Source organism: Kitasatospora sp. MY 5-36 (assembly GCF_001182915.1).
GTDB lineage: Bacteria > Actinomycetota > Actinomycetes > Streptomycetales > Streptomycetaceae > Kitasatospora.
This window is the reverse complement of sequence record NZ_LFVW01000252.1, coordinates 1-13,003: the sequence shown is the minus strand read 5'-3', so window position 1 is coordinate 13,003 and position 13,003 is coordinate 1. Positions and strand designations below refer to the sequence as shown.

General features: G+C 71.4%; 7 protein-coding genes and 1 pseudogene. 5 read left to right on the top strand and 3 right to left on the bottom strand.

Annotated elements, in window-relative coordinates; genetic code table 11:
- Positions 1-278 precede the first annotated feature (278 nt).
- The 4 genes and pseudogenes from aspT to AE652_RS44075 form a co-directional block, all read left to right on the top strand.
- On the top strand, positions 279-1,952 hold the full coding sequence (gene aspT, locus AE652_RS18070; RefSeq protein WP_049652685.1) for an aspartate-alanine antiporter: 1,674 nt from the start codon (positions 279-281) through the stop codon (positions 1,950-1,952).
- Between the two features lie 132 nt (positions 1,953-2,084).
- Positions 2,085-3,740: a bifunctional aspartate transaminase/aspartate 4-decarboxylase gene (locus AE652_RS18065; protein WP_049652684.1), complete on the top strand. Its 1,656-nt coding sequence runs from the start codon at positions 2,085-2,087 to the stop codon at positions 3,738-3,740.
- Positions 3,741-3,772: 32 nt separating this feature from the next.
- Positions 3,773-4,783 carry a Dyp-type peroxidase gene (locus AE652_RS18060; RefSeq protein WP_049652682.1) on the top strand — a complete coding sequence of 337 codons (1,011 nt, stop codon included), beginning with the start codon at positions 3,773-3,775 and terminating at the stop codon, positions 4,781-4,783.
- A 67-nt stretch (positions 4,784-4,850) separates the two neighbouring features.
- Positions 4,851-5,093: pseudogene (locus AE652_RS44075) on the top strand (family 1 encapsulin nanocompartment shell protein); the annotation flags it as partial.
- A 206-nt stretch (positions 5,094-5,299) separates the two neighbouring features.
- Here the strand turns inward: AE652_RS44075 and AE652_RS18050 are convergent.
- A complete protein-coding gene (locus AE652_RS18050; RefSeq protein ID WP_063780178.1) occupies positions 5,300-8,359 on the bottom strand; it encodes a tetratricopeptide repeat protein in 3,060 nt (1,019 codons plus the stop codon).
- A gap of 213 nt (positions 8,360-8,572) precedes the next feature.
- Here AE652_RS18050 and AE652_RS18045 point away from each other — a divergent pair, with 213 nt between their 5' ends.
- On the top strand, positions 8,573-10,747 hold the full coding sequence (locus AE652_RS18045; RefSeq protein ID WP_159028475.1) for a tetratricopeptide repeat protein: 2,175 nt from the start codon (positions 8,573-8,575) through the stop codon (positions 10,745-10,747).
- On the opposite strand, the gene AE652_RS18040 is transcribed toward AE652_RS18045, so the two are convergent.
- Both AE652_RS18040 and AE652_RS18035 read right to left on the bottom strand, forming a co-directional pair.
- The gene (locus AE652_RS18040) at positions 10,713-11,237 is read right to left on the bottom strand and encodes a hypothetical protein (RefSeq protein ID WP_049652675.1); all 525 of its coding nucleotides are present in this window, start codon (positions 11,235-11,237) and stop codon (positions 10,713-10,715) included. The genes AE652_RS18045 and AE652_RS18040 overlap by 35 nt on opposite strands.
- Before the next feature lie 110 nt (positions 11,238-11,347).
- Positions 11,348-12,616: a hypothetical protein gene (locus AE652_RS18035; protein WP_234348430.1), complete on the bottom strand. Its 1,269-nt coding sequence runs from the start codon at positions 12,614-12,616 to the stop codon at positions 11,348-11,350.
- Between the last annotated feature and the right edge of the window lie 387 nt (positions 12,617-13,003).

The following is a 13,003-nucleotide window of genomic DNA, read 5'->3' as shown; positions in this document are numbered from 1 at the left end:
GTGCCGTTCGCCGAGCAGCTGGCGGCCCTGCGGGTCTGAGCCGGCCTCGGCCCCCGGTCGAACGGCCCCGTCGGGACTGCCTCCGACGGGGCCGTTCGGCGCGTCCGCTCGGCGGGCCCGTCCGGTGAGCCCGTCCGGCGGGGTCGTCCGCCGATGCCGTTCGGATGCGCGTCGGCCGTGCCGGATTGTCCGCTTTGCGGTGTAATCATTCCCATGATCAGATTAGTGCTGGTCCGTCCCCCGTTCGGCGTCCCCGCACCGCGGCGGGGGCGGCTGCCGTGAGCCTGCTGCGGGAGAACCCCGTCCTCGCGCTGTTCGTCTGCCTGGCGCTCGGCTACCTGCTCGGCAAACTGCGCGTCGGGCCGATCCAACTCGGCGGAATCTGCGGCACGTTGATCGTCGCCATGCTGATCGGCAGCCGGCACGTCAGCGTCGACGCCGATGTCAAGAACGTCGCCTTCGCGCTGTTCATCTTCTCGCTCGGCTACATCGCGGGCCCCCAGTTCTTCGCCAACCTCAACGCCAAGGGCCTGCGCTTCGCGGTGCTCTGCGTCATGGAGGCGGTGCTGGTCGTCGGGATGGCCTACGGCATCGGCAAGGCCTTCGACCTGGACGTCGGCACCGCGGCCGGCATCCTGGCCGGGGCGGCCACCGAGTCGGCCGTGGTCGGCACCGCCCAGGAGGCGATCGCCAACCTCTCCGGCATCAGCGCCGACCAGTCCGCCCAGCTGCAGAACCACGTGGCCGCCGCCTACTCGGTCTGCTACCTCTTCGGACTGGTCTCCATCGTGCTGCTGACCAGCCAGATCTTCCCGCTGGTCATGCGGATCAAGCTGCCCGAAGCCTCCCGGGAACTGTGGGAGGGGCTGCGCGGCGGCAAGGGCGCGCCGGCCGCCGACGAGCAGCCCGCACTGCCCCCGCTGGTCGGCCGTACCTACCTGGTCTCCCAGGGCGAGGGCTCTACCATCGCCCGGGTCGAGGAGGTCCAGCCCGGCCTGGTCACCGTCGAGGGCGTCCGGCGGGACGGCCGCACCCTCCACCCCGACCAGGACTTCCGGCTGCGCCGCGGCGACCTCGTGCTGCTGGTCGGCCGCCGCGAGGCGGTCATCGACACCGGCCACGAACTGGGCCCGGAGACCTCCGGCGTACCCGGCCTGGACAGCCCGCTGGTGGTCCGCGACATCGTCCTCACCAACCGGGACTTCGTCGGCCGGACGGCGGGGGAGCTGGCCGAGGAGCAGCCGTCCACGACCTCCGGGATCTACCTGACCGACATCCAGCGGGTCGACCAGCACCTGCCCGCGATCGCCGACACCGAGCTGCACCGCGGCGACACCGTGACCGTCACCGGCGCCCGTTCGGCCGTCGACCGGTTCGCCGCCAAGGCCGGCGTCGGCATCCGCAAGGATGCCATCGACTACATCTACATCAGCCTCGGCATCTGCGTCGGCGTGCTGATCGGCCTGGTCACCGTGCACGCCGGGAACGCCGCGCTCTCGCTCGGCACCGGCGGCGGCTGCCTGGTCTCCGGTCTGGTCTTCGGCTGGCTCCGGGCCCAGCGGCCCACCTTCGGGGCCTATCCGCCGGTCGCCGCGCAGACCGCCAAGGACCTCGGGCTCTCCGTCTTCATCGCGGTCACCGGCCTGGCCGCGGGCCCGGACGCGGCGGCGCTGCTCAAGGACCACCCGGTGCTGCTGCCGCTGTCCGGCATCCTCATGGTCACCGTCCCGGCCGTGCTCTCGCTGTTCGTCGGCCGCAAGCTGCTGAGGATCGAGCCGCCGATCCTGGTCGGCGCCATCGCCGGCCAGCAGTGCAGCACCCCGGCGATCACCGCCGTCACCAACGTCGCGCAGAGCAGCATCCCGATGCTGGGCTACACGATCACCTACACCATCTCCAACTTCCTGCTCCCGCTCACCGGACCGATCCTGGTCGGCATGCTGGGGAGCTGACATGACGAACCGTCACATCATCGCGTCGAGCGCCGGCGCCGCCGCCGTGCGGCGAGGAGGGCCGTCCGGGGCGCCGCCGCCGTCGCCCTGCCGGGCCGAACGCCCGTCTTCCCGAGGAGAGTCGAGAACGCCATGACGAAGCCCACGACCGGCCGCGAGGAGATCCGCCGACTGGCCCGGCTCAGCCCCTTCGAGCTCAAGGCCGAGTTCGTCCGGCTCGCCGAGGCCTACCAGCGCGACGAGCCCGGGCAGAAGGGCAAGTCCACCGCCCACATGCTCAACGCCGGTCGCGGCAACCCGAACTGGGTCTGCACCGGCCCCCGCGAGGCCTGCCTCGCGCTCGGCCACTTCGCGCTGGCGGAGAGCCGCCGGGTCTGGACCGCCGACGACCTCGGCGGCATGCCGGAGCGGTCCGGCATCGCCGGCCGCTTCGACGCCTTCGTCCGCGGCCACCCCGGGCTTCCCGGCATCGAGCTGCTCCGGCGCAGCGTCGAACTCGCCGTCGACCGCTTCGGGTTCGAGCGCGAGGCCTTCCTCCACGAGCTCGCCGACGCGAGCATCGGCGACAACTACCCCGTCCCCGACCGGATGCTGGTGCATGCCGAGCGGATCGTCCGCGGCTACCTCCAGGAGGAGCTGATGGACCGGCGGCCCCCGTCGCCGCAGCAGCCCGAGCTGTTCGCCACCGAGGGCGGCACCGCCGCGATGTGCTACGTCTTCGACTCGCTGACGAAGAACGGCCTGCTGCACAAGGGCGACCGCATCGCCCTGATGGTGCCGGTGTTCACCCCGTACATCGAGATCCCCGAACTGGACACCTACGGCTTCGAGGTGGTCCGGATCCAGGCCGACAAGCTGGTCGAGACCGGGGTGCGGGAGTGGCGCTACCCGGCGGACGAGGTCGCCAAGCTGGCCGACCCCGGGATCAGGCTGGTCTGCCTGGTCAACCCGAGCAACCCGCCCTCCCTGGCGCTGTCCCGGCAGGTCACCGACCAGATCAAGCAGATCGTGGCCACCACCAACCCCGACCTGATGATCGTCACCGACGACGTGTACGGCACCTTCGTGGACGGCTTCCGCACCCTGGCCGCCGAACTGCCCCGCAACACCCTGCTCGTCTACTCGTACTCCAAGCACTACGGCGCCACCGGCCACCGCCTCGGGGTGATCGGCCTGGACCGGGACAACGTGATCGACGACCTGATCGCCGCCCTCCCCGCGGAGTGGAAGGAGCGCCTCGCGCGCCGGTACGGCACGCTGAGCCTGGAACCCGGGAAGCTCCGCTTCATCGACCGGCTGGTCGCCGACTCCCGGCAGGTCGCGCTCAACCACACCGCCGGGCTCAGCCTGCCGCAGCAGGCCCAGATGGTGCTCTTCTCGCTGTTCGCGCTGCTGCCCGAGGGCAAGGCGTACAAGGCGCGGGTGCAGGGCATCGTCCGCCGGCGGCTCGACCTGCTGATGGAGGGCTCCGGCATGAAGATCGCGGACGACCCCGGGCGGGCCGGCTACTACGTCGAGCTCGACCTGCTGGCCGAGGCCGAACGGGTCGCGGGCAAGGACTTCGCGACCTTCCTGGAGAAGAACTACGAGCCCACCGAACCGCTGTTCCGGCTCGCCGAGCAGACCGGCGTGGTGCTGCTCAACGGCGGCGGCTTCGACGGGCCCGAATGGTCCGTCCGGGTCTCGCTGGCGAACCTCGACGACCTCGACTACCTGAAGATCGGGCACCACCTCAAGCAGATCTTCGCGGACTACCGCGCCGAGTGGGACGCCTCCCGGGCGTCCTGAGAAAAGCCACGACGACGAGGAGAACCACCACCATGCAGGCCGAATCGCAAGCCGTCCTCTCCCCGCTGACCAGCGCGGCCGTCTTCCTGGTCCTCACCGTCGAACCCGGCCGCGAGGCCGCCGTCCGCGACCTGCTGCCCGAACTCGCCGGACTGCGCCGCGCGGTCGGCTTCCGGGCCCCCGAGGGCGGCCTCACCTGCGTCACCGGCATCGGCTCCGAGCTCTGGGACCGCCTCTTCACCGGCCCCCGCCCGGCCTCCCTGCACCCCTTCCAGGAGGTCGCCGGCCCCCGCCACCGCGCCCCGGCCACCCCCGGCGACCTGCTGCTGCACCTGCGGGCCGAGCGGATGGACCTCTGCTTCGAACTGGCCGCGCAGCTCACCGGCCGGCTCGCCGGGGCCGCCACCGTCGTCGACTCCGTCCAGGGCTTCAAGTACTTCGAGGACCGCGACCTGCTCGGCTTCGTCGACGGCACCGAGAACCCGGAGGGCCGGGCCGCCGAACGCGCGGCCCTGGTCGGCGCCGAGGACCCGGGGTTCACCGGCGGCAGCTACGTCCTCGTCCAGCGGTACGTGCACGCCATGGACAAGTGGAACGCGCTGAGCGTCGAGCAGCAGGAGGGGGCGGTCGGCCGCACCAAACTCGACGACATCGAACTGTCCGACGACGCCAAACCCGCCGACTCGCACGTGGCACTCACCGTCATCACCGGCCCGGACGGCGAGGAGCGGAAGATCGTCCGCTTCAACATGCCGTACGGCACCTTCGGCTCCGCGGACCGCGGCGGCGAGTCCGGCACCTACTTCATCGGCTACGCGGCCGACCCCGGGGTGACCGAGCAGATGCTGCGCAACATGGTCGTCGGCAACCCGCCCGGCACCACCGACCGGCTGCTCGACTTCTCCACCGCCGTCACCGGCGGGCTGTTCTTCGTCCCGACCGCCGACTTCCTCGACTCCCCGCCCCCGGCGCCCTCGGCGGCCCCCGCCTCCCGCCCCGGGGACGGCTCGCTCGGCATCGGCAGCCTCAAGCAGACCTCCTGAACAGGACCCCGCCCATGGACAACCTCCACCGCGACCTCGCCCCGATCTCCGCCGCCGCCTGGGAGGAGATCGAGGCTACCCGGTTCACAACCACCTCGCCCGCCTCCTGGACGGCGAGATCATCTGGGCCCCGGCCATCGAAGGCGCCTACCTGCTCTCCACCCGAGGCGGTGACTTCGAACTCCACCTCGGCCAGGACGCCTCCGTGGGCTACCTCTCCCACGATGCCGAAACGATTCAGCTCTACCTTCAGGAGACGCTGACGTTCCGCGTGTACACGGGAGAGGCGGCCGTTGTCCTACGCGCCTAGCACCAGAGCGGGCTCGACGTGAAGATCCCGATGGCGATGTGGGCTATGTAGACAAACGTGCTCATGGCGCTCTTGCTTCCTGTCCCGGTTCGGTCGGCAGCGGCCGCTTGTGGCGTAGAGCGTCGCATAGCCAGGCGGGAAGATCCAAATCGTTATCCGAGTATCGAACTCCACTTCGATGAATGGTGATCATATGAAGATTACGATCAAACGTCGTCGATCGCCGATTGGATCCGTGCAACCTCGTCCGCGATACCGACCTTCTCGGCCAAAGTGAGGGCCGATGTCAGATGGGCGAGCGCGGCAGACCGGTTTCCGGCTGCCGCCTCGCACGTGCCCAAGCCGCGCATGGCGGCCGCTTGCTCGCGGGCGGTGCCGATGGAACGTGCCAGCTCCAGGGCGAGCAAGTGCTGTTCCAGGGCCTCCTCGCGCCGACCGGCGGCGAGCAGGGCCCGCCCGAGCCCGTTGCGGCCGTCGGCCTCGTGGCGGACGGTTCCGAATTCACGGAAAGTCGTCAGGGCCGACCGGTAGAGCGCGAGGGCGGGTTCGAGTTCACCCGGGATTTCCAACGTTTCCGCAAGATTGGCGCGGGCCACGGACAGGTCCAGCGGGGGGATTGCCTCGCCTGCGCCGTCCAGAATCCGCTCGAATACCTTCCGTGCTGTCGAATTTCGTCCGGCATTGAGGTGGAGCTCGCCGAAGTTGTTCAGGATCCGGAATTCGAGAACCAGGTCATTGAATTTACGGGCCAGTGGTAACGCGCTGGTGTAGACGGCGTGCGCTGATTCCGAGTCGCCCACCGACCGGTGCAGGATGCCGATGTTGACGAGGCAGCGGGCGACGTTCCACTGGTCGTCCTGTTCCTCTCGAATGGCCAGCACTTCTTGTTGTACCGTCAGCGCCTCATGGAGTCGGGTCTGCTCCCAGTGCAGCCGGCTGAGCAGGTTGAGACCGTTCGCCGCCGCGTCGAGTTCGCCCTGCGATCGGGCGAGCGCGAGCCCGTCCTCCAGGGTCTCGATCGCCGGTTCGTAGCGGGAGGCGTAGGCGAGCGTCGCGCCCAGATCGATCAGCGCCCGTGACTCCTGCCGGTGGTTCGCCTGCGACCGCCAGTACGCCGCAGCCGCCCGGTGCATGTCCTGGGCCTCACCCCAGTAGGCTTCGGCGTTCAGATGGCCGGCCAGGACGTGGGCGAGCCAGGCACCGCTCTCCGCGAGCCCGATGCGGTGTGCGTGCGAGGTCAGCGCTACCAGGCTGGTGTGCTCCGCCTCCAGCCAAGTCCTGGCACATTCATGCGAGTTCATGTCCATATCACCCAAAAGCTCTTCCAGGTGGTCGAGTTGTCCGACCCCTGGAAGTGATGCTCTCGATCTGTGTGGATAGAGCAGGCGGTCGGCGCGGTCGGCGACGCACAGGGTGAAGCGGAGCAGTCTCCGGGCCGCCGATTCCCACTGATTCCGATCGACCCCCAGGGCAACTGCGAACTCCCTTAGAAGATCGTGTAGTTGATAGCGCTCTGGCGCGATCTCCTGGATCAGGTGGCAGTTCAACAATGCCTCCAGAACCTCATCAGTCTCATCGACACTCCGCCCGAGCAGGGCCGCTGCCGCATGGACGCCGAAATCCGGTCCGGGGTAGAGGCCGAGCAGCCGGAATGCCGACCGCTGGCTGGCGGAAAGGTACTGGTAGGAGACCTCGAAGACCCGGGCGATGCTGGAGGTGCCGCTGCGGATCTCGGCGAGCCTGCCGTTCTTCCGGGAGAGGCGCCGGGCGAAGTGGGCGAGGGTCCAGGACGGGCGGCCCTTGAAGCGGCTGGCGGCGATCTCGATGGCGAGGGGCAGGTGGCCACATCGCTCGACGATCTCGATGATGCTCTGCGGGTCCGTCGAGCGCTCGGGGCCGACCACGTTGGTGAACAGGGCCACGGCGTCGTCCACTGTCAGCACGTCCAGGAACACCGGCCGAGCGTCCGGGAGCTCCGTCAGCCGCTGGCGACTGGTGACGAGTACCAGGGCGGACGGGGCGGGCGGCAGCAGCGGGCGGACCTGAGCGGCGTTCGAGGCGTCGTCGAGGATGACGACGGCGCGGCGCGAGGACAGCGCCTCGGCGCACAGCGCGAAGACCTCGTCGGCGTCGAGCGGGATGGTGCTGGCGGGCACTCCCAGGCGTCTGAGCAGTAGGGCGCCTGCGGCCTCCGGGGTGAGCGGTGGCTGGTTGCCGACGTGGGCGCGCAGGTTGAGGTAGACGTAGCCGTCCGGGAAGTGCTCGCGCATCAGGTCGGCGGCGTGCAGGGCGAGGGTGGTCTTGCCGACCCCGGGCATGCCGAGGATCGCCGAGACGGTGACGACGCCGCCGCGGGCGAGCCGGGTGTCGGGGCCGGGCAGGACGCGGCGGAGGTCGTCCTCCCGGCCGATCAGCCGGTGCCGCCCGGGGATGTCGGCGGGCGGTACGGCCTGGGGGGCGGGGGTCAGTACGGCCTCGTTCCGTACCGGCGGCCCGGGGAGCGGGTCGCCGTGCAGGATGAGCTGGTGGAGGCGGGTGAGCGGTTCGCCGGGCTCGGTGGCGAAGTGGGCTCGGAGCAGTCGGGCGACGGCGGGGTAGACGGCCAGCGCGTCGGTCTGTCGGCCGACGGCGTAGAGCGCGGTCATCAGGTGGCCGGCGAGGCGTTCGTCGGTGGGGCGGTGCTCGCGCAGGGCGGTGAGTTCGGGGATCAGTTCGGCGAAGTGGCCGATGCGCAGGTCGATCTCGATCCGGCGCAGCGTGGTGGTGAAGTGCTGGTCGGCCATGGCGGCGCGGGTGTTCTGGGCCCAGGTGCCGGGCAGGCCGGCCAGGGGTTCGCCGCACCACAGGTTGGTGGCGCGGCTGAGCACGGTTCTGGCCTGGTGGTCCTGTCCGTTCTCGGCGAGTAGTCCGGCTTGGTCGGAGAGGTCCAGATATCGGTGCCAGTCAATCAGCAGTGGGTCCGCCCGCAGAATGTACGTGTGCGATTGGGTGTCGATCGTGGGCACGTCCCCGGTGGCATTCGCCCCCGAGGCCTGCGCCGCCCGCCGCAGTAGTGCGCGCAGGTGGGAGACGTGACTGTAGAGGCTGGTCAGTGCGCTGGGCGGAGGTTCCTCGCCCCACAGTCGGTATGCGAGCGAGTCGTGGGAGAGCGGCCTTCCGACCTCCAGGGCCAGGGCGGCCAGCAGTTGCCGTCGTTTGTCGGACGGAATCGCCAATGGCTCTCCGTTCACCGACAGTTCAACTGAACCGAGGAGATGAACCTTCATCGTGACGTCCCCCGCCGGTTGGCTACCAGCTTGCTGTGTCGCGGGTGAGCATCGCATGCGTCCGGGGCAACCGGCTATACCACTGTGGGGTTCCGGGGCCGTACTTTTGGGAATAATCTCGACTTGACGATACGTCATGTGATAGCGCCGCACCGATAATTCGTCCAGGGCTGGGGGGCCAGTGACAGGATCGACCGTGCTCGGCGGGTGCCCGTGAACGACGTCAACCTGCCGTACGGAGTGGTACGGAACTCGCTGGCCGGTGCCGCGACGGTCTCCGGCCCGGTGGTGCAGGCCGGCGCGATCCACGGCGGGTTGCACCTGCACGGGTCGTCGGCGTTGCCGACACCGCGGCAACTCCCGCCCTGCCCTCGCAGGTTGGTGGGGCGGGAAGCCGATCTGGAGGCGCTGGACGATTCCTTGGCCGCCGAGGCGGCGTCGGCCGACGTCACCGTGGTGGTGACCGGTCCGGCCGGGGTCGGGAAGACGGCGCTGGCCGCGCAGTGGCTTCGTGGCCTGGCCGGCCGTTTCCCGGACGGCCAGCTCTACGCGGACCTGCGCGGTTACGCACCCGGAGGCCCCGCCGACCCCGCCGAGGCCCTGGGCGGCTTCCTGCGGGCCTTCGGGGTCTCCCCGGTGCCCGGGAGCATGGCGGAGGGTGCCGCGCTGTGGCGCTCGCTGGCGGCGGAGCGCCGGATCGCGGTGCTGTTGGACAACGCCTCGACGGCCGCCCAGGTGCGGCCGCTGCTGCCCGGTTCGGACCACACGGTGGTCGTGGTGACCAGCCGCCGCCGGCTCACCGGGCTCGGCATCGACGGCGCGGTGTTCCGGTCCTTGGGCCCGCTCGCCACGGAGGCCTCCGCCGAGATCCTTGCCGAGCGGGTCGGCCGGAGCCGGGTGGTGGACGAGAGCGATGCCGCCGCCGAGGTGGTGGACGCCTGTGGCGGGCTGCCGTTGGCGATCTGCCTGGCGGCCGCGCGGATCGCGGCCCGCCCGGTGCAGTCGCTCGCCGCGACGGCCGAGATCCTGGGGCGCGGCGCCGACCGTCTCGGGGCGTTGCACGCGGACGGCGAGGCGGTGCGGGACCTGCTGGACGCCTCCTACGACGTGCTGCAGCCGGATGCGGCCCGGTTGTACGGACTGCTCGGACTGCTGCCGTTCGCCGAGTTCACCGTGGAGGCGGCCGCCGTGGTGGCGGACGTGGACCGGGTGGCGGCGGACCGGCTGCTGGACGAACTGATGGACGTCCACCTGCTGGAGGAGGTGCTGCCCGGCCGGTTCCGCTTCCACGACCTGGTCCGGCTGCACGCCCAAGGGCACGGCGCCGGACTTCGCGACGCCCAGGTCGGCCGCGCCGCCACCGACAGGATCGTCGACTGGTACCTCGCCTCGACGACCGCCGCCGAGGCGGTCGTCTCCCCGAGCCACCGCACGCTGCCGCGCGAGTACCGGACCCTGCCGGTGCACCCGGCCCGGGAGTTCGCCGACGACACGCAGGCGCTCGGTTGGCTCGACGAGGAGCGCGACCGCCTCGCCGACCTGCTGCGCTGGGTGCCCGCCTGCGGCCGGAACGCCGCCACCTGGCAACTCGCCGACGCCATGTGGCCGTTGTTCCTCCGGCTGCGTCCGGCCCGGCTCTGGGTCGAGGCCCACCGGATCGGCCTGCGTGCGGCCCGGGCGGACGGCGACCGCTGGGGCGAGCTGCGCATGCTCACCTCCGGCGGGAACGGTCTGCGGAACGCCGGCGAGGCGGCCGAGGCGGCTCGTTGGTTCAATGAAGCACTCGACCTCGCAGGGGAGTTGGCGCAGCCGCTGGCACAGGCCGACGCGCTGTACGGGCTCAGCCAGACTCACCGGATGACCGGGCGTCTGGACGAGGCCGCCGACTGTCTGCGCGAGGTGGTCCGGATCCGGGAGGCCCAGGACTACCTGCGGGGCTCGGCACTGGCCCGGCTGGCGCACGGGGAGGTGCTGTTGCTCGCGGACCGGGCGGCGGAGGCCGTCACCTCCATCGAGCGGGCGCACCGCGAGTTGGCCTCGATCGGGGACGACTACGAGGCGGCCCGGGCGATCGCCTTCCTCGGGGTGGCCCATACGACGCTGGGCGGGTACGACCGTGCCGACCGCTGCCTCCAGGAGGCGCTGGCCGGCTTCCGGGCCCGGCTGTCGGGGCATTGGGAGGCCCGGACGCTGGAGTTCGCCGGAGAGCTGGAGGAGCGGCGCGGCCGCCCCGCCGCCGCGCGTGCCCGGTTCGAGGAGTCGCTGGCCCGCTACCGGGAACTCGCCGCGACGGCGGAGGCGGCCCGACTGGCCGACCGCCTCGCCGCCTACGACACGGAATCCGGCCCCCTGGCTACACCCGACCGCCCGGCCGGTCCACGGCCCTGAAACAGGACCGCGGGAACACGGGGGAATGCCACCCGAGCACGTCGACCCGGGCCAGTTCGGCCAGCCGGCGGCCGAGTGTGAGCCAGGCGTGGGCCATCGAGCCGACGGCCAGCGGCGGGACCGCTTCGCCGGCCGCCCGGGCCGGCTGCAGGACCAGCGGCGCCCCGTCCCGGGCCAGGAGCAGCAGTGCTCCGGCGCGGTGCTCGGCGGTGGCCAGCGCACAGCCCGGGTAGGTGGCCAGGACCGCCCTGAGCCGGGCGAGGACGCCGTCTGTCGTCAGCCGTCCGGCGTGCAGCACGTCCGCCTGGTGGCGCCAGCGTGCCGCCGAGGTCCGGGTGAGGTCGAGCGCGAGGTGCTCGTCCACGTATCCGGGGCCGGCCGACGCGGGCCCGGCTCCGGCGGGCAGTTCCGCCGCCAGCAGCCCGTGCACGGTGCCGACGGCCGAACTCACCTGCGCCTCGAACAGCACCGCGGTCCGTCGGGCGTCCATCGGCCCGGCCTCCGGAGCGGCCCCGGTCTCCGCCCGAGCGGGCCGTTCCGCCCCGGTGGGCCCGGTCGCCCCCGCGACCGACGCCAGCCGCACCCTGTGCACCGTCGCGCTCATCCGTCCCGCCGCGACCCGGCCGCCGCGATCGCGTCCAGCGGGTCGGGCAGGTGCAGCGGCTCCGGGCCCGGGACGTGGGCGGGCTGGCCCAGCCTGAGGACGCGGTACAGCAGCCGACGGGCGTTGCGGTCGAAGCGGCCGGGCTCGGAACTGATCCGGGCGGCGATGGCGGCGTACTCCTCCGGGCGGTACTGCTCGGCGGCGTAGCCGAGCTGGTCGACGAGGGGGTGTCCGGGGGCGAGTGCCGGAGCGGTGGCGGCCAGCTGGGCGGCCGGCGACCGCGGGTTGACGTGGCGGTGGGGGTACTCGGCGAGCAGGACGGGAGCGCCGGTCATCGCTCCGTACAGGGTGACCGAGCCGTGGTCCCCGATGATGAAGTCGGCGGCGACGAGCAGCGGCCGCCAGTCCGTCTCGGGCGGGATGACCGTGACGGCCCCGCGTGCGGTGGCCCTCGCCCAGGACTGCACGGCGTAGGAGCCGTGCGCGGCCGCGATGTTGGGGTGCGTCAGCAGGACGGTCCGGTAGCCGTGCTGGGGCAACTCGGAGGTCAGCCGGGGCAGCACGGCGTCGAGCCGGGTGAAGAGCGAGCCGTTGCCCCAGGTGGAGGAGACCAGCACCAGCTTCTCCTCCGGCCGCAGTCCCAGCGCCGCCCGGTAGCGCTCCCGGTGCGGCACCGCGGCGGCGATCCGGTCGTAGCAGGGGTCGCCCACCACTTCGGCGATCGGGACGGCCTCCGGGCAGGTGCGCCGGAGTTCGAGCAGTTCCTCCTCGTGGGCGAGCGCGAAGGAGGCGGGGACGAGCCGCCCCTCCCAGCACAGGTAGTCCGGGCCGAGGCCGATGGCCGCCCGCTCGCCGTCCGGCGTGCTGCGCCGGGACAGTTTGATGTTGCCGGCGCCGTGAGGCAGCCGGACGACCGGGCCGTGCAACTGCTCCATCCCCTGGGAGCCGGCGGCCAGGATCAGGTCGAACTCCTGCCGGACGGCCTGCTCCCACGGCAGGACCGTGCCGCCCAGTGCCCGGAGGACCTCCGTGGCGCCCCTGTTGAACACGTGCGGTGCCACCGTGAACTGCACGTGGACCCGCAGGTCCGAGGCGAGCAGCGAGTAGAAGTCGTGGAGCCGTTTCGCGTACACCATGGTCTGGGCGACCACCAGCACCTCCTTGCGGTCCTGCAGCGTCTCCCACGGCCCGTTGTTGCTCCAGGCCGTGCTGCCGCGTTTCCCGCGGGGTGGCGTGGTGTCCTGTTCCCCGTGTACCAAGGTCATCCTTCTCCCCCTCCTTGATCCCAGGTCCGGCCCTCGACGGGCCCCGTGGCCGATGGTCCCCGGACGCCCTGGCGGAATCCATGAGGGGATCTGGCGGATGCTTGCGGAAACCTTGTGTCCGCTTTCCGCGCCCGCTCGTCCGGCCCCGGGAGCGGGAAGGGTACTGAGTTCCTTTACGAGGGGTACTGAGTGCCGTATTCTCTCCGTGGAGCCTCTGACGCCAGTCGACGGGAGTCGACACGGTCTGCCGGTCCAGGTGGCGCTTGCGGTGCGCGGGTCGTGCCCGGGCCGGACTTGGCACTCAGTACCCTCGGCATGCCTGAGGCCATGGATCAGTGCACCCGTGCACCCGTGACAGGAGAACCGCTCATGAGCTTGAGGATCGTC